At 71.9% G+C, this 21,501-nt stretch carries 19 protein-coding genes; 10 read left to right on the top strand and 9 right to left on the bottom strand.

Translation table 11 applies throughout. From position 1 onward, the window contains the following. Positions 1-48: 48 nt before the first annotated feature. The 5 genes from AC07F3_RS12890 to AC07F3_RS12870 form a co-directional block, all read right to left on the bottom strand. Positions 49-2,613 carry an ABC transporter permease gene (locus AC07F3_RS12890; RefSeq protein WP_479113352.1) on the bottom strand — a complete coding sequence of 855 codons (2,565 nt, stop codon included), beginning with the start codon at positions 2,611-2,613 and terminating at the stop codon, positions 49-51. Positions 2,614-2,693: 80 nt separating this feature from the next. After that, positions 2,694-3,437, bottom strand: a complete 744-nt coding sequence (locus AC07F3_RS12885; protein ID WP_479114034.1) for an ABC transporter ATP-binding protein — start codon at positions 3,435-3,437, stop codon at positions 2,694-2,696. Between the two features lie 168 nt (positions 3,438-3,605). Then, positions 3,606-4,943, bottom strand: a complete 1,338-nt coding sequence (locus tag AC07F3_RS12880) for a sensor histidine kinase (RefSeq protein WP_479113350.1) — start codon at positions 4,941-4,943, stop codon at positions 3,606-3,608. Between the two features lie 4 nt (positions 4,944-4,947). Beyond that, positions 4,948-5,682, bottom strand: a complete 735-nt coding sequence (gene cseB, locus AC07F3_RS12875) for a two-component system response regulator CseB (protein ID WP_479113348.1) — start codon at positions 5,680-5,682, stop codon at positions 4,948-4,950. A gap of 510 nt (positions 5,683-6,192) precedes the next feature. After that, positions 6,193-6,783: a hypothetical protein gene (locus AC07F3_RS12870; RefSeq protein WP_479113346.1), complete on the bottom strand. Its 591-nt coding sequence runs from the start codon at positions 6,781-6,783 to the stop codon at positions 6,193-6,195. Between the two features lie 369 nt (positions 6,784-7,152). Here AC07F3_RS12870 and AC07F3_RS12865 point away from each other — a divergent pair, with 369 nt between their 5' ends. Both AC07F3_RS12865 and AC07F3_RS12860 read left to right on the top strand, forming a co-directional pair. Further along, the gene (locus tag AC07F3_RS12865; protein WP_479113344.1) at positions 7,153-8,376 is read left to right on the top strand and encodes an amidohydrolase family protein; all 1,224 of its coding nucleotides are present in this window, start codon (positions 7,153-7,155) and stop codon (positions 8,374-8,376) included. Between the two features lie 108 nt (positions 8,377-8,484). After that, positions 8,485-9,429 (top strand): FkbM family methyltransferase, encoded by a 945-nt coding sequence (locus AC07F3_RS12860; protein ID WP_479113342.1) that lies wholly within the window; start codon positions 8,485-8,487, stop codon positions 9,427-9,429. Positions 9,430-9,471: 42 nt separating this feature from the next. Here the strand turns inward: AC07F3_RS12860 and AC07F3_RS12855 are convergent, their stop codons facing one another. Further along, positions 9,472-10,233, bottom strand: coding sequence for a glycosyltransferase family 2 protein (locus tag AC07F3_RS12855; RefSeq protein ID WP_479113340.1), 762 nt, complete (start codon positions 10,231-10,233; stop codon positions 9,472-9,474). Positions 10,234-10,839: 606 nt separating this feature from the next. Then, positions 10,840-14,832, bottom strand: coding sequence for an nSTAND1 domain-containing NTPase (locus tag AC07F3_RS12850; protein ID WP_479113339.1), 3,993 nt, complete (start codon positions 14,830-14,832; stop codon positions 10,840-10,842). 827 nt (positions 14,833-15,659) lie between these two features. Here AC07F3_RS12850 and AC07F3_RS12845 point away from each other — a divergent pair. Beyond that, complete coding sequence (locus tag AC07F3_RS12845; RefSeq protein ID WP_479113337.1) at positions 15,660-16,289, top strand: 8-oxoguanine DNA glycosylase OGG fold protein; 630 nt, start codon at positions 15,660-15,662, stop codon at positions 16,287-16,289. A 316-nt stretch (positions 16,290-16,605) separates the two neighbouring features. On the opposite strand, the gene AC07F3_RS12840 is transcribed toward AC07F3_RS12845, so the two are convergent. Both AC07F3_RS12840 and AC07F3_RS12835 read right to left on the bottom strand, forming a co-directional pair. After that, positions 16,606-17,295, bottom strand: coding sequence for an HAD family hydrolase (locus AC07F3_RS12840; RefSeq protein WP_479113335.1), 690 nt, complete (start codon positions 17,293-17,295; stop codon positions 16,606-16,608). Then, the gene (locus tag AC07F3_RS12835) at positions 17,285-18,151 is read right to left on the bottom strand and encodes a winged helix-turn-helix domain-containing protein (protein ID WP_479113333.1); all 867 of its coding nucleotides are present in this window, start codon (positions 18,149-18,151) and stop codon (positions 17,285-17,287) included. The genes AC07F3_RS12840 and AC07F3_RS12835 overlap by 11 nt, the downstream gene beginning before the upstream one ends. A gap of 400 nt (positions 18,152-18,551) precedes the next feature. Between AC07F3_RS12835 and AC07F3_RS12830 the strand changes: the two genes are divergently transcribed. The 7 genes from AC07F3_RS12830 to AC07F3_RS12800 all read left to right on the top strand — a co-directional run bounded on the left by AC07F3_RS12830 (position 18,552) and on the right by AC07F3_RS12800 (position 21,499). Further along, positions 18,552-18,719 (top strand): hypothetical protein, encoded by a 168-nt coding sequence (locus tag AC07F3_RS12830; protein ID WP_365443268.1) that lies wholly within the window; start codon positions 18,552-18,554, stop codon positions 18,717-18,719. Between the two features lie 38 nt (positions 18,720-18,757). Then, entirely contained in the window at positions 18,758-19,138 is a 381-nt protein-coding gene (locus tag AC07F3_RS12825) for a RapZ C-terminal domain-containing protein (protein ID WP_479113331.1), read from the top strand. Between the two features lie 206 nt (positions 19,139-19,344). Continuing rightward, a complete protein-coding gene (locus AC07F3_RS12820) occupies positions 19,345-19,602 on the top strand; it encodes a DUF6284 family protein (RefSeq protein WP_479113329.1) in 258 nt (85 codons plus the stop codon). Next, positions 19,602-19,889, top strand: coding sequence for a DUF6303 family protein (locus AC07F3_RS12815; protein ID WP_479113327.1), 288 nt, complete (start codon positions 19,602-19,604; stop codon positions 19,887-19,889). Before AC07F3_RS12820 ends, AC07F3_RS12815 begins: the two co-directional genes overlap by 1 nt. After that, positions 19,886-20,743: a DUF2637 domain-containing protein gene (locus tag AC07F3_RS12810; RefSeq protein WP_479113325.1), complete on the top strand. Its 858-nt coding sequence runs from the start codon at positions 19,886-19,888 to the stop codon at positions 20,741-20,743. Before AC07F3_RS12815 ends, AC07F3_RS12810 begins: the two co-directional genes overlap by 4 nt. Continuing rightward, the gene (locus AC07F3_RS12805; protein ID WP_479113323.1) at positions 20,743-21,138 is read left to right on the top strand and encodes an RRQRL motif-containing zinc-binding protein; all 396 of its coding nucleotides are present in this window, start codon (positions 20,743-20,745) and stop codon (positions 21,136-21,138) included. The genes AC07F3_RS12810 and AC07F3_RS12805 overlap by 1 nt, the downstream gene beginning before the upstream one ends. Further along, the gene (locus AC07F3_RS12800; protein WP_479113321.1) at positions 21,122-21,499 is read left to right on the top strand and encodes a DUF6251 family protein; all 378 of its coding nucleotides are present in this window, start codon (positions 21,122-21,124) and stop codon (positions 21,497-21,499) included. Before AC07F3_RS12805 ends, AC07F3_RS12800 begins: the two co-directional genes overlap by 17 nt. Positions 21,500-21,501 lie beyond the last annotated feature (2 nt).

The raw sequence follows: 21,501 nt of genomic DNA, 5'->3' as shown, positions 1-21,501 counted from the left end.
CTGCCGAGTCTGCCACTGCGGGGACGGGAAGCCGTGGGGTGGGCCGGGTCAGCGCTCGGCGACCGCCTCCAGCGGGCCGAGGGCGGCGGCCCGGCGGGCCGGGACGGCCGCCGCGAGGGCGCCGACCGCCAGGGACACCAGGCACAGCAGGAGCAGGGTGCCCCAGGGCGGCGCGAGGGAGTACTCGCGCATCGCGCCGTTCGCGAGGGCACCCACCGCCCAGGCCCCGAACAGCCCGCCCGCCAGGCCGAGCAGGGTGCCGAAGGCGGCCACGGTCACGGCCTCCAGGCGGATCATCCGCCGCACGGCGGCCCGGCCCATGCCGACGGCGCGCAGCATCCCGATCTCGCGGGTGCGCTCGCCGACCGACATGGCCAGCGTGTTCACGATGCCGAGCAGGGAGATCACCCCGCCGATGGCGAGCAGCCCGTACATCAGGGTCAGCAGCTCGCCCATGGTGCCCGCCGCCTCGTCGACGAGTTCCGCCCGGTCCTTGACCTCCACCAGCGGGCTGTTGCCGGTGGCGGCACGCAGCCGCTCCTCGGTCGCCCGCGAGACCGCGCCGCCCTCGGTGCGGACCAGGATGCGCTGCACCGAGCCGGGCAGGAAGCTGCCGCGCTGCACCTCGGCGCGGTCGCCCAGGGCGTCCTGGGCGGTGGGGTTGTCCTGGTAGACGCCGACGACTCTGTACGGCGTGAAGCCCTGGCCGGGACCGATGCGGGCCTCGACGACGGCGCCCGTGCCGACGCCCTGCTCCCGGGCCACGGTGCTTGAGAGCGCGATCCGGCCCGGCCCGAGGTCCTTGGCGGAGCCGCTGACGAAGTCGAGCTTCATGACGGCGTCCACGGTGGCGGGGTCGACGCCGGACACGGACCGGACCTGGCCGCCGGTGAACAGGGTGGAGTCGGCGACGGCGGACGCCGTGCGCACCCCGGGGAGGTCCGCCACCCGGCGCTGGGCGGCCGGGTCGATCGCGGTCGTCGGGGTGCGGCTCGCGATCACGTAGTCGGCGCCGAGACCGGCCGCGGCCTGCCGGTCGAGGGCCTGCTCGCTGGAGTTGCCGATGACGGCGAGCCCGGCGACCAGCGCCGTGCTGACCATCAGCACGGAGGCGGTGGCCGCGGTGCGCCGCGGGTCGCGCAGCGCGTTCTCGCGGGCGAGCCGCCCGGTGATCCCGAAGCGTCCGGTCAGCCGCCCGGCCAGGCGGATCACGGGGACGGCGAGCAGCGGCGCCAGCGCGATCAGGGCGGCGACGAGCAGGGCGCAGCCGGCCATCGCGTTCTGGAGGTTCGCGTCCGAGGCGTCCTTCGCCCCGGTCAGCGACACCAGCAGCCCCGCGCCGGCGACCAGCAGGACCAGGCCCGCGATGCCACGGCGGCGGGACGCGGTGGCGGTCGGCTGCTGCTCGGCCGAGCGCAGCGCCTCGATGGGCGCGATCTTCGCCGCCCGCCGGGACGGCAGCCACGCGGCGAGCACCGTGACGCCCACGCCGACGCCGAGCGCCGCGAGGACCGGAAGCGGTCCGATCACCAACGGGCCGTGCGGGAGAGGGCCTTGATCGGTGCCGAGCAGGTCGGGCAGCGCGGAGGCGATGCCGAGCCCGAGCACGAACCCGGCCGCCGACGCGACGAGCCCGACCAGCGCGGCCTCCCACAGGATCGAGCGGACCACCTGGCGGCGCGAGGCACCGATCGCCCGCAGCAGCGCGATCTCACGGGTGCGCCGCGAGACGAGCATGGTGAAGGTGTTGACGATGAGGAACGACCCGATGAACAGCGCGACCCCGGCGAAGATCTTCGGCATCTTCTGGTAGCCCCGGGTCCTCAGGTCCACGCTGATGGCCTGCTGGGCGGCCTGGGCCGCGCCGCTGGTGACCTCGGCCCGGTCGGCCGGGAGCACGCCTGCGACCTCGGCGGCCAGCGCGGACGGCGCGGTGCCGGGCGCGGCCGCCAGATCGATCGCGCTGTAGTGCCCCGGGGACGCGAACAGCTTCTGCGCGCTCGCCAGGTCGAACAGGGCGAGGGTGCCCCCGGCGGTCACCCGGGTGTCCCCGCTGGAGACGATGCCGACCAGCCGCTTGGTCATGACGGGCCCGTCGACGGCCAGCGTCACCGTGTCGCCGATGCGCAGGTGCCCGGCCTCGGCGGTGCCGCGGTCCATGGCGAGCTCTCCGCCGTTCGCCGGAGCGCGGCCCTCGACCAGCGGGTACCGGCCGTCCTTGCCGTCCTTGCCCGGTACGTACCCGGCGGCCAGGTGCGCCCAGCCCCGGCCCGCCCGCAGCGGGCTGCCGTCGGCGGCGTTCAGGGTGGCCGAACCGTCGGCCGACGGCCGCACGGACGCGACCCCGGGCAGAGCGGCCAGCTTCCGTACGAGCGCGTCGTCGAGCACCTCACCGCGCGGGCCCGCGGCGGTACCGGGCGGGGGCTCCTTCGCGGTCACGGTGACCGCGATGTCCGCGAAGTCCTTCGACGCGGCCGCGCGGTGGGCCGCGGCGGAGGAGTCGGCGAAGACGAGGGTGCCGCAGACGAACGCGACCCCCAGGCAGACCGCAAGCACGGTCATGACCAGACGGGCCTTGTACGCGAGGACGTTGCGCAGGGCGGTTCTCAGCATGAGGGGCTTTCGGGGTGGAAGGGGTCCGCCTGGCGGCGGAGGCGCGAAATGGGGTGAACGTGAAGTGAATTGACGAACCGTCAATTAACAGGCGCGCGGGTGTCGAAGGCCTTCATCCGGTCCAGGACGCGGTCCGGGGAGGGGCGGATCATCTCGTCCACGAGGCAGCCGTCGGAGAGGAAGACCACCCGGTCGGCGAAGCCCGCCGCGACCGGGTCGTGGGTGACCATGACGACGGTCTGGCCGAGCTCGCGCACGGAGTCGCGCAGGAAGCCGAGGACTTCGGTCCCGGTGCGGGAGTCGAGGTTGCCGGTGGGCTCGTCGGCGAAGACGATCGAGGGCCGGGAGGCCAGCGCGCGGGCGACGGCGACGCGCTGCTGCTGTCCGCCGGAGAGCTGGGCCGGACGGTGGCCGAGCCGGTCGGAGAGCCCCACCATGGCGACGACCTTCTGGAGCCAGTCCCGGTCGGGCGCGCGGCCCGCGATGTCCATGGGCAGTGTGATGTTCTCCAGGGCGGTCAGCGTGGGCAGCAGGTTGAAGGCCTGGAAGACGAAGCCGATCCGGTCCCGGCGCAACTCGGTGAGCTGCCGGTCGTCGAGCGTGCTCAGCTCGGTGGTGCCGATCCGCACGGACCCGGAGTCGGCCGTGTCGAGCCCGGCGGCGCAGTGCATCAGGGTGGACTTGCCGCAGCCGGAAGGCCCCATGATCGCGGTGAACTCGCCCTCCCGGAAGCCGATGCTGACCCGGTCGAGGGCGACGACGCGGGTGTCGCCACCGCCGTACACCTTCGACAGGTCGGTGGTGGCGGCCGCGATGCCGGGCATCGGATGCGGGGCGTACGGGGCAAGGGGTTCGGCGGTCACGAGGACTCCTCTTCGGGTGCGCGGGGCTGCACTTCGAAGGGTGTCCGGGCCACGTATCGGAGCCTGGGCCGCTGTGTATCGGCGGGGGCGCCGGTTCGTAGCGGTTGTGTAGGGGCGGGGCCCGGGGTGTCAGTCGGGCAGTCGCAGGGTGGCGACGGCGCCGCCGTCCGGGGCGTTGTCCAGGCGGAGTTCGGCGCCGAGGAGGCGGGCCTGGCCGAGCGCGATGGTCAGCCCGAGGCCGTGGCCCGCACCGCGTTCCCTGGCACCCGTGTGGAACCGGCGCGGACCGTCGCGCAGCAGCTCGGCGGGGAAGCCGGGCCCGTGGTCGCGCACCACGACCGTACGGTCCTCGACGCTGACCTCGACCGGGGCCGCACCGTGCCGGTGGGCGTTGACGACGAGGTTGCTGACGATGCGTTCGAGACGGCGCGGGTCGGTCTCGACGGTGGTGCGGGGGCGGGCGCCTGGGCTGGTGCTGGTGCGGGGGTCGGTGTCCGTTCCGGTGCGGGTGCCTGTGCTGGTGTCGGTGGGGGTGCCTGATGGCGGGGCGGCCTCGACGAACTCGACGTCGAAGCCGGTACGTGCCACGGCCTCGCGTACGACGGCGTCGAGCGGGACGTGGGCGCGGACCGGCTGTTCGGCGCCGGCGTCGAGGCGCGAGATCTCCAGGAGGTCCTCGACCAGGGCGCGCAGATCGCGTACCCGCCCGCGGACCAGGTCCTCGGTCTCGCCCGGCGGCAGCAGGTCGGCGGCGGCCAGCAACCCGCCCACGGGGGTGCGCAGTTCGTGGGCGACGTCCGCGGTGAACTGGCGCTCGGTACGCAGCCGTCGGCCGAGGCTGTCGGCCATGAGGTCGACGGTGGCCGCGATGTCGGCCACCTCGTCGCCGCCCTTGGTGGGCCCGGTCCGGGCATCGAGGTCGCCCGCGGAGATTCGGCCCGCGGTCTCGGAGACCCGCCGCAGCCGGCGGCCGAGCAGCCCGGCCCCGTACACCGCGAGCGGCACGGCCGCGGCGAGGGCGACGAGCGAGGCCACCGCCATGACCGCGTCGAGGCGGCGCAGGTCGTGCAGCTCCGAGCTCATGTTGGCCCGGACCGCCAGCAGCGGGCTGCCCGGACCGCCGGTCCGCTGGGCGGCCCAGACGCTGGGCCCGATGTTGCCGTCGACGCGCCCGTCGTAGGCGGTGTGCCGGGTGCCGTCGGAGGGGTGGCGCAGGGCGTCGGGCAGCTCGGGGGGATCGAGCTCGGCGCCGTCGACGAGCGCGCCGGTGCGCCGGTAGACGTCCACGGCCGAGTACACGGAGTTGAAGGCCCGCATCTCGGCCCGCTCGCGGATGTCGGTCGCGGTCCACACGTGGACGAGGACGCCCACCGCGGCGGCGACGAGACAGGCCGTGGCGGCGGCCAGCGCGGCGATCTTCCAGCGAAGGGACGCGCGGGAGCGGCGCGGCCGGGGGAGGGAGGGCACGGGCTCAGCGCCTGAACTTGTAGCCGAAGCCGCGGACGGTCTCGATCCGGTCCCGGCCCAGCTTCCTGCGCAGCCGCTGCACGCACAGGTCCACGACCCGGCTGTCCCCGTCCCAGCCGTACTCCCAGACGTCGCGCAGCAGGGTGTGCCGTTCCAGGACGACGCCGGGGTGGGCGGCGAACTCGAGGAGCAGCTTCAGCTCGGTCGGGGTGAGCGCGACGGGGCTTCCGGCGACGAACACCTCCAGGCCCTCGGTGTCGATGCTGAGGTCGCCGAAGACCAGCGGCTCTCCCTCGGCGGGGTCCGGCCGCCCGTCCCCCGCGGCGGTGGCGGGCGCGTAGGTGGCCCGCCGCAGCAGCGAGCGGATCCGCGCCACGAGGACGTAGGTGTCGACGGGCTTGACCACGTAGTCGTCGGCCCCGGCTTCGAGCCCGGCGACGACATCGAGCCCGTCGCCGCGCGCGGACATCATCAGGACGGGCACCAGGCTGCTCTCCCGCACCCGGCGGCACAGCCCGATCCCGTCGAGGCCGGGCAGCATCACATCGAGAATGAGCAGATCGAAGGCGTCGTCCCGGAAGGCCTCCAGCCCGGCCAGTCCGTCGGCCGCGACCCGCACCTCGTAGCCGTACCGCTCAAGGGCGACGGCGAAGGACCGGCGCATCAGGTCGTCGTCCTCCACGAGCAGCACGCGTACGGGACTCGGAGAGGCCGGGGCCGGGGCGGGCGACGACGACACGGGGTGGCTCCTAGCTCGACGGTCCGATTGACCCGCGGCCCGCACACGGCGCGGCGCGCCTGGTACGCGGACGGCGACTCGAAGGATCGAAGGGAACGATACGGCAGAGACCGGGCAGGCAGCCCGCCCCGAAACGGCCCCGCGCCCCCTCCCCGACGAACAAACCCGCAGGCCAAGCCCGCCCCCGAGCCATTCCGGCTTCCCACCCCGATGACGAACGGAGCGCTGCGCGATACACACCGGATACAAAGGGAGCCCCCGGCGCCTTCCGCGGCATGGCGGAAAAATTCGGCCCGATCACCGCATAGGGCCGGGGCCGACGGCAAGAGCTTCAATCGCTCCCCGAAGCCACCTCACCCGACCGGAGCCGACCCCCCTCCCACCCCCGCGGAGCCCGCCACGCTCACACCCGTGCGCTTCCCGGCCCGCCATTCGAGGGCTTGGGGCTCCGGTGTCGCTGAGGTCGACGCCCTTGCACACGGGGCAAGCGGCCGGGTGATCCGAGGTCGGTCAGAAGTGCATCATCGCCATCACGTCGGCGCTGCGCGTGCCGGTGGGGACCTGGGGGATCTGCTCTCCCGGGCGCATCCAGCCCGCGGCCTCGGCGGCCGCGACGGCGGTCTTCTCGGCCGTGTCCGCCTGGGAGTTCAGGGTCTCGTTCTCTCCCAGGGCCCCAGCGGCCGCGGCGGCTCCGGCGGCCTGGGCCGCTTTGACGGCGGCCTGGAAGGCGGCGGCGGAAAGCTCGCTGCCGCCGTCGTGGAGCCGGCCCATCTGGGCCGCCTGGGAGGCCGCGGCCGCGCAGTTCCTCGCGCAACGGGAGTCGGCGGCGGGGTTGGAGGTGCCTTCGGAGAGCACCGCGAGAGCCTGGGCCGCTACGCGGGCGGCGTGGGTGGTCTTGAAGAGGATCTCGGCCCTCTGGGGCTCGTCGGCGGCCGCCGCGTCGGCATCCGGCACTTCGACGTGGCGGAAGACCGCGGCAGCGCGCGAGGCAGCGCTCCGGGCCCGCGCCAGATGGCCCGCCCTGAGGGCCTCCGCCGCCCCCTGAGGCGCGCCACCTTCGGCAGACGCGCCCGCCTCTCGGTCGTGGTGCTGCTCGCTCATGCCGTCTCCTCCTCGCCCAGGACCGACCGTGCAGGTGCCGCTCTCCACATCGGCCGGAGATCACGTGCGTGCCGCTCTCCGCACCGGCTCACACCGGAGAGCGGACGATGCGGGGCAGGGTGACATGCCGGGCACCAACAGGCCAGGGATGCGCGGGAGTTCGGATCATTTGGCACTCCCTCGGTGACGGGCTCAGGGGCCCCGCGTGACCCGTGTCCGTGACGTGGCGGCAGGTTGGCTCTGCCAGGGGGATCGCGAAGCCGCCGAGTTCGACAGGAGCGCTTGCCGTCGGGGCCGCCGCGCCCATACGCTGAATCTGATGGGTCGTCAGAAACGGTCGGGAACGGGCAGGCAGTAGGGGGCAATCGCGTGGTCGGCAACGGAGTTGGCACCAAGGAACTTCCCCGGGTCATCAGCGTGGACGACCACGTGATCGAGCCCGCGCACCTCTTCGAGCGCTGGCTGCCGGCCAAGTACCGGGACCGGGGACCGAAGCCCTTCACCGCGGGCATCGGTGAGCTGGCCTACGTCGGGGGGAAGTACCGGTTCACGACGGATCCGGAGGGCCAGATCACCGACTGGTGGGAGTACGACGGCGCGATCTTCCCGTACAAGCGCATCATCGCGGCCGTCGGCTTCTCGCGGGACGAGATGACGCTCGACGGCATCACGCGCGAGCAGATGCGCCGCGGGTGCTGGGACCCGAAGGCGCGCCTGGCGGACATGGACCTCAACCACGTCGAGGCCTCGCTCTGCTTCCCGACCTTCCCGCGCTTCTGCGGTCAGACCTTCGCCGAGGCCAAGGACAAGGAGGTGGGCCTCGCCTGTGTGCGCGCGTACAACGACTGGATGGTGGAGGAGTGGTGCGGGGACAGCGGGGGGCGGTTGATCCCGCTGTGCCTCATCCCGCTGTGGGACGTGGAGCTCGCCGTCGCCGAGATCAGGCGCAACGCCGCGCGCGGGGTCCGGGCGGTGACGTTCTCCGAGATCCCGACCTACCTCGGCCTCCCGTCCATCCACTCCGGCTACTGGGACCCGTTCTTCGCGGCCTGCGAGGAGACGGGGACGGTGGTGAACATGCACATCGGCTCGTCGTCGCAGATGCCCGCGGCGTCCCCCGACGCGCCCCCGGCGGTCCAGGCGGCGCTCAGCTTCAACAACGCCATGGCCTCGATGATGGACTTCCTCTTCTCCGGGGTGCTCGTGAAGTTCCCCCGCCTCAAACTCGCCTACAGCGAGGGGCAGATGGGCTGGATCCCGTACGCCCTGGAACGGGCCGACGACGTGTGGGAGGAGCACCGGGCCTGGGGCGGCGTGAAGGACCTCGTCCCCGAGCCGCCGTCCACCTACTACTACCGGCAGATCTTCTGCTGCTTCTTCCGCGACCGGCACGGCATCGAGGCCATCGAGACCGTGGGCGTGAACAACGCGACCTTCGAGACGGACTACCCGCACGTCGACTCGACCTGGCCGCACACCAAGCGGGTGGCCGCCGAGCACATGGCGGGCCTCTCCGACGACGTGGCGTACAAGCTGCTGCGGGGGAACGCCATTCGCATGCTGGACCTGCCGCTCGATCGGGACCGCGCCTGACCCGGCGTCAGGGGCCGGGGGGGGGGCTCAGGCGCTTCTCGGCCGGGAGTCATGTGCCCCGGTCGCGCCGGGGGGTTACGGTGACCGGGCCCCACGGAAGGCAGGCACATGGCCACCCCCCTCACCGACACCCTGGTCACCCTCGGCCGCGGATACGTGCGTCACGCTCCGGGCACCCTCGGCAAGGCCCGGCTGGCGGAGCGCGTACTGAACTCCCACCTTCGCGACCACCCCCGGCAGCGCGTGGTCCAGGACCGCTCCGGCGCGCGATTCGCCGTCGACACCACCGACCTGATCCAGCGCTTCCTGTACCTCTTCGGGGAGTGGGAGCCCCACATGACCCACTGGCTCCGCGGCCGGCTGCGTCCCGGTGACGTGTTCGTGGACGTCGGCGCCAACATCGGGGTGTTCGCGGTGCTCGGCGCCCGGCTCGTGGGCAGCGCGGGGAAGGTGGTGGCGATCGAGGCCTCGCCCACCTTCCACCGCAGGCTGCTGCGGCACGCGGCCCTCAACGGGTGCGACACCATCCGCGCGGTCAACGCAGCCGTGTCGGACGAACGCAGGACGCTGACGTTCGTGCTCGCCAGCTCCCACAACACGGGCGCCAACTCGATCGTGCCGTACGACGGTCCGGCGGAGTCCGCCTTCGACATGGAGGCGCTTCCGCTGGCGGACGTCCTCCGGCCGGACGAGGTGGCCCGGGCGCGCGTCATCAAGATCGACGTGGAGGGCGCCGAGGGCGCGGTCGTACGAGGCCTCGCCCCCGTGCTCGACCGGCTGCGGCCGGACGTGGAGATCGCCGTGGAGGTCACCCCGGAGCGCATGGCCCAACTGGGCGACAGCGTCGAGGAGTTGGTGGCGACCCTGAGCGGGCACGGCTTTCACCGCTACCGGCTGCCCAACGACTACTCCCCGGCGGGCTACCCGCGCGCGATGCGGCACCCGGTGGCGCCGGTCCGCCACCGGGGGCCGATCGAGGGGGAGACGGAGCTGGTCTTCTCGCGCGTGGACGCCGAGGAGCTGACCGCTCTCCCCGGGGCCCCGCAGGCGTGAGGCCGGCTGTTCGCGGCAGCGGGCAGCCCGGTGTCCGGCGTCCTACTCCCCGTCGGCCGGGTAGCGCCACCGGAAGCCCGCGAGCGCGCGCGTCCGGGCCTCCACGACGGCCATGCGGGCGTCCCGTTCGGCGGTGTCGGTGTGCGCGGCCTGGCCGGTGACCTGGCCCTCCCACTTGCGGTAGTAGAGCCCGACCTCGGACGAGAACCAGCCGCGCGCCACGGAGTTGAGCGCGAGCAGGAGGCCCGTGTCCTCGGAGGCGGGAAGCGCCATCCACCCGCCGAGCGCGACCAGGAGGTCACGGCGGACGAACAGGGTGGCCGGGTGCACCGGGGCCCGGTAGTCGTGTGCCGCCCAGTGGTCGAGCACCGTCGTGCGCTCGATCGGGCCGTGGTCCGGGTCGCCGGGGAACCCGGCCGTGCTGCCGTCGGGGAGCAGATCGAGCACACGGGACGTCGCCCACCCCAGGGCCGGGTCGCCTTCGAGCGCCGCGAGGTCACGTGCCAGGGCGCCCGGGGCGAGCTGGTCGTCGGCGTCCAGGACCTTCACATACGCGCCGTCGGCGCGCGCGAGGGCCATGGTGCGGGCGACCCCGGGGCCGCCGCGCCGCCCCTGCCGGAACGAGATCCGCTCGTCGTCGGGGACGTGCGGCGCGACCTCGTCGCCCGTGCCGTCCTCCTGGATGAGCCAGCGCCACTCCCACCCCTCGGGAAGCTCCTGCGCGCAGAGCGACTTGTGGGCCTCGGGCAGGAAGCGCGCCGAAGGGGCGTGTACGGCCGTGACGATGATGATGCGCCGGCTCACGGCTCACCACCTTTCCCAGTGCGTGGTGAAGGCTGTCCGCGGAGGTCGGAGGCTTCGGTGGGTCCCGCTCAACGTCGTGGCTCCTCGGCCCGCGCGGTCCTTCCATGGGGTGCTCACCGATCCGTCGTCCGACCCGCCTCAGCTTACGACTCCTCAAGAAGCCCCGATGAGCGGCCTCGTACGGGATCACGGGACGGCAGCGGTAATTGCGGAGGGTTTCCCGCCGGTTGCCCCAGCGGTAATCGAGCCCTGGTCGAAGACAAGCGGAGCCGGGCTCGAATCCGCGATATACGGGGCATTGAGTGCGGCGATTGCCGTAATGCGGGCTCGTTATCCGCCGTATCGGAAAGCGCCCCGGCTATTGGACGCGGCGCGACAGACGGGTTCACGGCGACCGTTGGACGCGAGGTCCTGCCACGTCAGAGGGTGTGATGGACGGCTGTGACGGACCCTTCCCGACCCCGATGGGGCATGAAAGTGCCCGATCGCTGGCGACGGGGGATGCACCAGCGATCGGGCTGACGCCAAGACTAGCAACGCTGCTCGCGGGGTGGGAATCGGCTGCTCGACCGGAACGGCGATTTGTGATCGGGATCACAGCGCGTGTTAGTGCCCGCAAGGAGGCGCGTACGAGAGGCGGGGAAGATTTTCCCGCCATTTCTCCGGGGTCAGGACACCCTGTGTGGTGGAGCAAATACGGCTGATGGCCTCGTTCGCGTCCAAGTTCCACAGCCGGACGGTATCGCTGCCGCTCGACACCCCGAGCATGTGGGTTTTCGGACTGAATGACAGAAAATTGCCTGTCTTGGCGTTGGGGCTCATCGACTGCCCGATCGGCGAGGCCGTGGACGGATGGGCGATGTCCCAGAGCCGGACCGTGTTGTCGTTGCCCCCGCTGGCCAGGGTGCGGCCGTCCTGGCTGAACGTCAGGGACACCACCGCCTCGGTGTGGCCGGTGAGCGGGGCCCCCAGGCGGGTCGCCTTCGCGGGGTGCGCGATGTTCCAGAGCCGGACGGTGTCGTCGTCGCTGCCACTGGCGAGGGTCTTGCCGTCCGGGCTGTACGCGAGCGCGTTGACCGGGCCGAGATGTCCGGTGAGCGGCGCGCCCAGCTGGACGGTGTGCCCTGGATCGGCCACGTCCCAGAGGCGGATGGTGTCGTCCGCGCTGCCACTGGCGAGCGTCCGGCCGTCCGGGCTGAAGACGAGGGAGTTGACGTAGCCCTTGTGGCCGGTGAGCGGGGTGCCGAGCGCGCGATGGCGCGACGGGTCGCTGATGTCCCACAGCTGGATGGTGCGGTCGTCGTAGGCCGTCGCCAGCGTGCGCCCGTCGGGGCTGAAGGCCAGCGCGTCGGGGCCCGAGAACCGGGTCATCAGCTCGACGGGCGGCCCGTAGGGGCTGGGCCTGGTCGGGTCGGTGACGTTCCACAGCCGTACGGAGTGGTTTCCCATCAGCACCGCCAGCGTGTGGCCGTCGGGGGAGAACACGAGCGAACGCGCCTCGCCGTCCCCGGGCGTGAACGGCTTGCCCAACGACACCGGCCGGTCGGGGGCCTCCACGTTCCACAGCCGGACCCGCTCGTCCCGCGCCGCCGTGGCGAGTACGCGCCCGTCCGCGCGGAACGCCCCGACCCGGCCGATCATGTCCGACGTCGGGATCGACCACAGGCGGACCTTGCTGTCGCCGCTCCCGGTGGCGAGGGTGCGGCCGTCGGGGCTGAAGGACAGGGCGTACATCTCGCCGCTGCTCCCCGCCAGCGGCTCACCGACCTGGGAGGGGTAGGCCGGATCGCTGACGTTCCACAGGCTCGCGGTGCTGTCCGCGCTGCTGGCGGCGAGCATGGTCCCGGCCGGGTTGAAGGCCACGGACCAGATGGGTCCGGTGTGCCCGGTGAGCGGCGAGCCGATCGCCGCCGCGTGCCGGGGGTCGGCCACGTTCCAGAGGCGGATGGTGTCGTCCGAGCTGCCGCTGGCGAGCGTGCGGCCGTCGGGGCTGAAGGCCACCGAATGCACCGTGGCCGTGTGGCCGGTCAGCACCGCGTCGATCGGCCCGGGTCGGCCCGGGTCGGCCATGTCCCACATCCTGATCGAACCGTCGTCGCCCCCCGCCGCCAGCGTCCTTCCGTCCGGGCTGAACGCCACGGAGCGTACGGCGGAGGTGTGGCCCGTCAGCACGCCGTGGGCCTCCGGGCGGCTCGGGTCCGTCACGTTCCACAGGTGGACGGTGTGATCCTCGGTGGCACTGGCCAGGGTGTGCCCGTCGGGGCTGAAGGCGAGCAGGTAGATCGTGCCGTCGTGGCCGGACAGGGGTGTGCCCAGCGGCCGTGGCCGACTGGGGTCGCGTACGTCCCACAGGCGGATCGTGCCGTCGTCCGAGGCGCTGGCCAGGGTGGTGCCGTCGGGGCTGAAGACCGCGCTGCTCACCCAACTGGTGTGGCCGGTGAGCGGGTTGCCCAGCTGTTTGGGGCGAGCCGGGTCCGCCACGTCCCACAGCCGGACGGTCCGGTCGTAGCTGGCGGTGGCCAGGACCCGGCCGTTCGGGCTGAACGACGTGAGGTAGACGGCGCCGGTGTGGCCGATGAGCGGCGTGGCCAGCGGCGCGTTCACGATCGAGATCAGCCGGTTGTTCACGCCCTCGTCGTCCGGCCGCAGATGGTGCGCCACCAGGGCGAGCTGGGCGGACAGCGACGGATCGGAGTGCTGGACGCGGTCGGATTCGGCGACCACCTGCTCGAAGACGGCGTCGTCCCGCTGCTGCCAGGCGACCACCGCCGCGCCGACGGCCAGCAGCGCGAGGACGACCAGCGCCGAAATCGCGCTGCGGCGGATCCGGACGGTGCGCCTGCGCAGCTTGACCGAAGCGGCCAGGAACTCCACGGCGGCCCGGGCCAGAAAGGTGTCACCGGCGGACTTCGCCCAGGAATCGGCCTGTTCGAGGCGTGAGCCCCGGTAGAGCAGGGACGCGTCGCGGTTCGACTCCTCCCAGGTCCTGCCGTCCTCCTCCAGCCGCTGGCGCAGCAGGTTGCCTGCCCGGTCCTCGTCGATCCAGTCGCGCAGCCGCGGCCAGGCGTGCAGCAGCGCCTCATGGGTGATCTCGACGCTCTCGGCGTCGAGCGTCACCAGCCGGGCGCGCACGAGGGCTTCGAGCGATTCCTCCGTCTTGCCGGAATCCGCCGACTCCTCCGACAGTTGGCGACGCGTCCCGCGCCGACGGGTGGCCTGGGTGTCCTCGCCCAGCCTGACCAGCCGGAGCAGGAGCAGCCGCGCGGCCGTGCGCGCCGCCGGGTCGAGGCTCGACCAGGCCCGCTCGGCGGTCGCCGCCACCGCTCCCTGGATTCCGCCGGCCGCACGGTAGCCGGCCAGCGTCAGCCTTCCCGCCTTGCGCCGCTGCCAGGTGGCGAGCAGGGCGTGGGAGAGGAGCGGCAGTGCCCCGGCGTTCTGTGCGCCCCGGGGGCCGTCGGCGCTCACCTCCCGGACGATCAGCTCGGTGAGCCCGGGTTCCAGTTCCATGCCCACCGCCTTGGCGGGGCCGGTCACCGCTTCGCGCAGCTCGGTGGCCGTCAGCGGACCGAGCACCATGTGCCGGTGCTGCAACGCGTCGGCCAGTTCCGGGTGGGCCAGGCACTGCTCGTAGAAGTCGGCGCGTACGCCGAGGACCACGAGCACCGGGGCGTCCTCGCCCGTGCACGCGGCGTGGAGGACCTGGATGAAGGTGCGCTTGTCCGCCTCGTCCGAGCAGAGGGTGAACGTTTCCTCAAACTGGTCCACGATGACGACCGGAGGGCCGGACGAGGCCGGTTCGCGCCGCGCCCACGCCGCGACGGCCTCCCGCACGGCGTGGATGAAAGCCGCGCTGCCGGGCTCCTTCGCGGCCGAGGCGGAGAGGACGGGTGCGAGCTCGGGGATCTGACGGGTCAGCTCCGCGAGGGGATCGACGCCCGGCACGAGCTGGAGCGCCTTGCGCGCCCGCCCGTCCTCGTCGAGCGCGCCGTTCTGCAGCGTGGGCACCAGGCCCGCGTTCAGGAGCGAGGACTTCCCGGCCCCCGAGGCGCCCACGAGCATGACCAGGCCGCCGGTCTTCTCCACCGCGCGCAGCTGGGCCACCAGGGCCTTGGTGCTCCGCTCCCGCCCGAAGAACCACCGGGCGTCCTGCTCGCGGTACGAAGCGAGCCCCCGGTACGGACACACGCCACTGGGGACCGCCGGGGTCTCGGCCGGGGCGTGCTCCTTGTCCTCTCCGGACGGCGCGGGGCGGTCGCCGACCGGATCGGCGACGGCGCGCTCCCACAGGCGCTGCCACTGGGCCAGGTCGTACAGCCCCGCCGACACGGGCGCGGGGCGTGCGCGCCGCGCCTCGGGTATCAGGATGTGCAGCACCACCGCGAGGGCGGCGAACTGGGCGGGCACGTTCTTGGCCCGCCGCCAGTCGCTGATCCGCTGAGCGGACACCCGCACGGGCCGCCCCCGTTCGTCGACCCGCTGGAGCCGGACGACCGCCTCGGCGACGCGCTTGAGGGGAGGATCACCGGCTTCCTTGTAGAGCAGCGCGAGCCGTTCCGCGAAGGCCGTGCGTGCCCCTGAGTCGTGACTCAAGGTCTCCACCCCCTACTTCACCTCCGCCTGAACGTCCGGACCGGAAAACTCGCCCTACTGGGCTGACCTGCGGTTAAGCCGTGGACCCGGTGCCGGAGCCTCTGCGGCGGGGGCGACTGATGACAGGATCGCGACGTAACAGCGCATCAACCGGGGTGCCGCCCGCAGGGGCGGCCGGCTCAGCGCTCGACGAGACAGCTCATGATGCCGCATGTTCTCGCAAGGCTTCCGAGGAGTCGCGAGGCGGTGGCGACTTCTCGCCGCGCGAGGCCGGGCAACCGTGCACCCGTCCCCCTCCGGACGGCCCCCGCACAACCCCGGCCGCACCTCGACCCGCGCCCCACCGGCGCGGATCGACACCGACCGGATGGTTCGGCACCGGTCCCCACAGGGGAGGGACTGGCGCCGAACCAAACGGTCGAGGGTGGGGGCTGTGTTGGGTATGGGCGTGCCCGGGGAGCCCTTCGGGAGGGCTGGGTATGGGCGTGCGCCTGTGGAGCCCTCCGGCAGGGCTGGGTACGGGTATGCGCGTGGCGCTCTCCGGTAGGGCTGGGTACGGGTGTACGCCTGTGGAGCCCTCCGGCAGGGGCTGGGGATGGGCGTGCCCGTGGCGCTCTCCGGTAGGGCTGAGTACGGGTGTGCCCGTGGAGGATCCGGCAGGGCTGGGGGACTCGGTATCGGGGCCGTTCGCCTGCGGGCAGAGTCGGCCTCCCCCTACGCTGCGACCCACGGCACGCACGCCGCGGTCGTGGTGGTGGCCAGGGGGAGCGTGGTGGAGTGTGGTGGAGTAGCTTCAGAGACTCGTTGCCCGTCACCGCGGACGCGTACAGAAACCCGTGCCCTTCCGTCCGGCAACGTGGCGCCCGCGACTGGCGTCGCACGGTGCGGCGCATGTACTGGACATCGGCGTCGCGTCCACCAAGGGGCAGGACGGTGACCGTGAAATCTCGCGGGACGACCTGGCCCGGCTCCGTAAGCACGGAGGCGATGACCCCGACTCCCTGCGTGACCTGTTCGTGGCCGTGATGATCTGGGGCTCGGGGCTCTCCAACGGGCGTGGCCCGCGCTACACCGGTGCGGCCCTGGCCGACCCTTGCATGCACACCGTCCTGCGGACCACGCGGGATGCGGTCCGGGGCGGCGATCTGAGCGGGGCCTACCGTCAGTTCGCCCTCGCCGGAGTGGGGCGGTCCTTCTTCACCAAGTGGTTCGCGGCCGTGGACGACCGCGAAGCCCCCGATGACCGGGCCCTGATCCTCGACACCCGGGTCTTCCGCTCGCTGAACGCCCTCGGCTGGACCAGCTGGGAGGCGGCCGGCACCCGCCATTGGCCGACCCGCTACGCCACCTACGTCAGCTCCATGAACGCCTGGGCCGCGACTCTCGGCGTCCAGCCGGACTGGCTGGAGTGGCTTCTCTTCGACCGGAACGGCCGGGTGGACGAGGGTGATCCTTGCGGTGCCTGAGCGTTCGGGACGGCAGGGTGCCGCCTCGGCGGCGCCAGCCACGGAGGCGACGCACACGCAGCAACAGGTGAGGGCACTTACAGTTTTCTGTAAGTGCCCTCACCTGTTGCTTCAGCTGTCGGGGTGGCGGGATTTGAACCCACGACCTCTTCGTCCCGAACGCGATCTAGGGCTATCTGGCCTGGTCACGCGCCCTGCGAGCTACCCATTCACCATGTGGGCGCGTCCGTTGGCGTCCATCGCCGTATGGCGGGGGCTGCTGCGCTTGGCCCCCTGTTTGGCCCCCCGAAAAGACCAGGGAAGCGCAGATCAGGGCCTACGAAGAGCCCAAGGCGTCAGCCACCGACGACATGGTTGTGACGACCACGTCGGCGCCCGCATCGACTAGCGAACGTTCCTTGCCGGGCTTATTCGCGAAGCCGATCGATTGCCCGCCGATCGCCTTCGTGGCCTCCACGTCTGTTACGGAGTCCCCGATCAGGGTGCAGTCGTGCGGGTGCGTCTCCAACTCGGAGGCGGCCCGCAGCAGCGAGTGAGGATCGGGCTTCATGAAGTCGGGCCGGAACGGGGCCCGGCCAACAACGGCGTCGACGAGATGCCGGAGTTCATGGAGCATCAGGAACGCTCGGACGCACGCGGTCGAGTTGTTGCTGACGATGGCGACCTTCCGGCCGGAAGCGCGCACCGCCTTCAGCGCGGCGACGGCACCCGGAATCGGCGGGCCCGCTAGCCGGACGGCTGTCACCTCAGCCTTGGTCAGCTCCTCCTCGATCGCCCGCAGGGCAGACTCGCCGCCCTGCGGAGACAGCCGCAAGATCTCCATTGGGTCATCCGTGCCGTACGCCTTGCTCCCCAAGTCGGCGTCGTACGTGGCCAGGGTCTCTGCAAGGTGGCGCGCGACTTCCGGGGCGGGGCGCCCCGCGAACACATCGCAGAGAGGCCCATCGAAGTCGAACAGGACCGCTCGGGTCGCGCCGAGGATGGTCGAGACGGTACTACTTCCCATCCGGGTCAAAGTCCCTTCCGATGGTCTCCCACACGCTGTCGAACCACATGCGCGCCTGGCTCACCTGCTGTGCGCCGCTGGACGATTCGCCCTCGTTCAGCGAGTAATGGAACAGCGTTGCATCGGCTCCCACAAGGTCGTAGATCTCTATGACTTCGCCCTGGGTGACGACCTTGTTCGGCCGGATCGGGTAGTACCCGAAAAACGCGTCTTCCTGGTTGATTACGTAGAGCTTGAAGAACTGTGTGCCGCTGTGGACTCGCACACTGACCTTCGCCTCACTGACCAGTCCGAGCACGCTCAGCTCGTGCATCGTGTTGGCGATGCTGCGGGTGAAGCTGACCATCATGTCGTGCATCCGGGCCCGGAGACGCGGGTCGTCGGAGCCATCCTCGCGCCGGACAGGCGCAGCCTGGGGCACTGACATGTCCGGCACCAGGATGCGGATGTTGATGGTGGATGGCGTCAGGCGCCCGATCCGGATCTTGTCGATCGGCTCCTGAAGCGCCCCGTGCAGCGTCTCGCTGGAGAACCCCGCGAAGTCGATCGAGACGTTGGGGTTGGCGAAGGCCTGTTCCACGTACGGCCGCAGGCCCGCCGGACGTTCGGTGCGATTCCGCACGTACACGCCGCTTCCCTTGCGGGAGACGATTAGCCCCTCATCCTCCAACTCGCGAAGGGCGCGTTGGATCGTCGCGCGGGCGAAGCCGTACGCCTCGGTGAGTTCTTTCTGCGACGGGATCTTGTCGCCGGGACCAAGCTTCCGGGTCCTGATGGCGGCGCTCAGACTGCTTGCCACCTGCTCGTACGGCGGCCGGTCGTCGTCCGGGTCCAGGGGTTCAGGCGTGAACGTCATGCCGTCGATGCTACGGCCTCCTCCATCGATTGGGACAGCCAAGATAGTCAGGTGTTGACGTGGCTAGCCAGGATGGCTACGTTGTTCTCATCCGAACCGGGCTAGCCAGGTTGGTCAGGTCGATTCGGGTTGCAGTACCGCATGACCCAGGAGCCCCGCGTTGGTCGGGGGGAGGGTGCCGGACAGCCGTTGCCGAAAGGCGCGGTCCCTTGTCAGTCCGGACGGTCTGTCTCACCTGAGACGGGGCCACGACCTGTACCTGATACGGCAGGCGCGGTCCCGAACGAGACACCTGATCTACCAACAGCCCCGGCCCGGCCGATCCCGGGCCTACGCCTCGAAAGCAGGCCGGGGCACTCCCGCTGACCAGCGGGCCACTCACCCACAAAGGGAGACCGCCATGTTCCGTACCTCCTCTGCCGCGTCCGACACGCAGAACCGCACCAGCGACGACTTGCAGCGCGAGTACGACCTGATCACCCGCGAGCGCGACGGGGGCCACAACTCGCTCAGCGCGATCAACGCGCAGAACGACATTGCCCGCGAACTGGAGCGCCGGGAGCGCTGACCCGCCCGACATCACCGGTCAACTCCTCTGGAGTTCGCATGAGCACTGTCGAGATCGTTTCGTTCGGCTACCTGCACGACGCCGCACCGTCGGCGCACCTGACGATCGACCTGCGTCACCACTTCCGCGATCCGCACGTGTCGCCTGAGCTGCGCTACATGACCGCCGACGACGAGCCGGTACGCGCCGCCGTGCTGGCCACGTCCGGCATCACGGACCTGGTGGAGGCCACGGCTACGGCGGTCGCCGCCTTCGCTTCGGGCCCGAGCGCCGGAGCCGTGACTGTCGCCGACGGATGCGTCGGCGGCAGGCACCGAGCCCCGACCTTCGCCCGCGCACTCGCTGAGCGGCTGCGCGCGGAGGGCCACCGCGTCACGGTCACCCACCGGGACATGCACCGCCCCGTCGTCCAGCGCTGACCAAAGCCGCACGTCCCTTCCAAGCCCCGACCCCGCTGTACGGGGGCCGCGACGGCGCCGGATCGAATCCGGCCCGGCGCGCCGGCCGCACCCGCGGCCCGCCGCACCGCTCGCGTGCGGCTTCCACTTCAACGGCGCGCGGCCCCGGTGCTCCAACACCGGGGCCGCTGTTCGAGCCGTACCACCTGCTAGGGAGACCACGACTCATGAAGAACATCGCTGCACTTCAGACGGCCGTTACCAGCGTCCTGCCGGACATCGAGCCGACGCCGGCCGAGCTGGACGCGATCGAGAACGAGATGCCGCTGATCCTGGCGGAAGTCGAGTTGCTCGACGCACAGATCATCACGCTCGACCGCACCCCGAACGAGCTGGACACCCGCCGCATCCGTCGGGCCCGCCGCAAGGTCCTCGCCGCCCGCCGTGCTCTCGCCAACCACGTTGGTGCGCCGGAGGTGGCGTGATGACCACGCTTCCCGCGCAGATCTCCAACAGCGGCGGCCGGTGGCACCTGTACGTGCCGCTGCTGAACGTTCCGGTCTCGACGTGGCCCGCGCACGAGTGGCCCCCGGCCGCTCCCGTCCCCACGCTCGCTGAGCGTGAGCGGGTGCTGAACGCGCTCGGCTACAGCATCCCGGCCGACGACCAATGGTCCTGGACCGAGGACAGCGACGCCCCCGGGGACCCCACGACGCGGGTCCGCCTCATCGCCACCGTCACCGTCCACCCTGTCGCCGGGAGCGCACGATGAACCGGGCCCCCAAGACGCTGTTGGTACTCGCGCTCGTGGCTGTGGTCGGCATGGCGTTCCGGGTCTCCTGGAACGCGCTGCGGGACGTGGCCCGTGCGATCGGCGCGGACCACACCGCCGCGACGCTTTACCCGTTCGTCGTCGACGGTCTGATGGCGCTCGCGCTGGTCGCCACGCTCGTACTGACCGCCGACGCCCGCCGGTTCGCCCTGCGCGTGCTCGGCACCTACACCGGCGCCTCTCTGGTCCTCAACTACGTTCACGGTCTGGTCCCCGCGCTGCACGGCGCGTCGGTCGACTGGGGACGGCTTGCCGACTGGAACCCGGCGAACTGGACGCTCGTACTGCTCGCCACGTCGCTTCCGGTCGGCTCGATCTACTTCGGGTCCGACCTCGTCGCCAAGGTCCTCCACCACCGGCCCGCCCCGACCGAAGAGGCGGACGAACCGGCCGAGATCGTAAGTAATCGGTCGATGGCTGAGCAGGGCGGACCCGCCCCGGAGACCCGCGTGGTCAACGCGGTCCCGATTCCCCGGGCGGTACAGGTCGGCTTCCTCAAGCCGACTCTCCCGCTCAAGCCGCTGCCCGCGATCGAGCCGGTTGCGGTTCGGGCCGCGTCCACGGTCGCGGCCGACTCGACTAGGCCCCGTCGGGCGACCGGTCGGGTCCCCGACGTCGCGCGGTCGGCCCGACCGAAGCGCACCCCGGCCGAACTCCTGCAAGAGGCGCGGGCCGCGTCGGCCGACTGGCCCGACGCTCATCTGACGGCCGATCGCATCCGTAAGACGGTCCACACGTCGGCGGAGAAGGCGCGCGGACTGCGGGACACGCTGATCGCTGAGCGGGCCGCCTGATGGTCGCCGCGTACGCGCAGTGCTTCGACCCGTCCGGCGTCCGCTACGGCATCCCCACGTTTCCGTGGAAGTTCGCCCCGGACGGCTACGCGACCCGTCGCCAACTGCGGGCCCAGGGCCTGCGGCCCGGCGGTCAGCCGGTGGCGGCCCAGGTGATGCGCCGCTCGCGCCGCCGCGCGTCGGGGGTGAGTGTCGCGCACCTGTACCGGGTCGAACTGGCCTTGCCGGTGCGGCCGATGACGTCGCGGAAGTGGGGTGCGCTCGCGCTCGCGATGCTCGCCCGCCGCACCTGCCCGGTCTGCCGCGTCACGTACTCCTACTGCCTTCCCACGTCGCTCGGCATGTGTCTGCTGTGCGCCGACTCCGAGAGGACGAGCCATGGACTCGCTGCCTGAAGTCGCCCGGGTCGTACAGCTCCCGGAGGGCCGTTACGTTTACGCCGACCCTGGCGCGCTGCCCGCCGTACGGCAGGAGCAGGGGCCGCAGATCATCCACCAGCACATCCACCAGGCCCCGCCGGACCGCACGGTGCAGCGTCTCGCACTGGGTTCGGGCATGGGCGCCGGGGCGGTGGCGGCCGGGGTGTACTTCGGCCCGCTGCTGGTCGGCGTGCTCACCGCGATCGCCGCGAACCTCGCCCTGCTCGCGTTCCTGTGCGTCGCCCTGGCCTGGGGCGTTGTCACCGTCGTCCGCTCGGTGGGCGGCAGTGACGGCAAGGCCGCAGGCCAGTCCCTGCGCAAGGCGCGCCGCCGCTGACC

The sequence above is a fragment of the Streptomyces sp. NPDC045846 genome (genome assembly GCF_056431605.1).
Note: the sequence above shows the minus strand (reverse complement) of the source record. Positions and strands in the feature narration are given on the sequence as shown.

Excerpts from the sequence above, each read along its gene's own strand:
- AC07F3_RS12890 (WP_479113352.1), bottom strand. The coding sequence starts at position 2,613 with ATGCTGAGAACCGCCCTGCGCAACGTCCTCGCGTACAAGGCCCGTCTG.
- AC07F3_RS12885 (WP_479114034.1), bottom strand. The coding sequence starts at position 3,437 with ATGCCCGGCATCGCGGCCGCCACCACCGACCTGTCGAAGGTGTACGGC.
- AC07F3_RS12870 (WP_479113346.1), bottom strand. The coding sequence starts at position 6,783 with ATGAGCGAGCAGCACCACGACCGAGAGGCGGGCGCGTCTGCCGAAGGT.
- AC07F3_RS12860 (WP_479113342.1), top strand. The coding sequence starts at position 8,485 with ATGGCCACCCCCCTCACCGACACCCTGGTCACCCTCGGCCGCGGATAC.
- AC07F3_RS12840 (WP_479113335.1), bottom strand. The coding sequence starts at position 17,295 with ATGGGAAGTAGTACCGTCTCGACCATCCTCGGCGCGACCCGAGCGGTC.
- AC07F3_RS12835 (WP_479113333.1), bottom strand. The coding sequence starts at position 18,151 with ATGACGTTCACGCCTGAACCCCTGGACCCGGACGACGACCGGCCGCCG.
- AC07F3_RS12830 (WP_365443268.1), top strand. The coding sequence starts at position 18,552 with ATGTTCCGTACCTCCTCTGCCGCGTCCGACACGCAGAACCGCACCAGC.
- AC07F3_RS12825 (WP_479113331.1), top strand. The coding sequence starts at position 18,758 with ATGAGCACTGTCGAGATCGTTTCGTTCGGCTACCTGCACGACGCCGCA.
- AC07F3_RS12820 (WP_479113329.1), top strand. The coding sequence starts at position 19,345 with ATGAAGAACATCGCTGCACTTCAGACGGCCGTTACCAGCGTCCTGCCG.
- AC07F3_RS12815 (WP_479113327.1), top strand. The coding sequence starts at position 19,602 with ATGACCACGCTTCCCGCGCAGATCTCCAACAGCGGCGGCCGGTGGCAC.
- AC07F3_RS12810 (WP_479113325.1), top strand. The coding sequence starts at position 19,886 with ATGAACCGGGCCCCCAAGACGCTGTTGGTACTCGCGCTCGTGGCTGTG.
- AC07F3_RS12805 (WP_479113323.1), top strand. The coding sequence starts at position 20,743 with ATGGTCGCCGCGTACGCGCAGTGCTTCGACCCGTCCGGCGTCCGCTAC.
- AC07F3_RS12800 (WP_479113321.1), top strand. The coding sequence starts at position 21,122 with ATGGACTCGCTGCCTGAAGTCGCCCGGGTCGTACAGCTCCCGGAGGGC.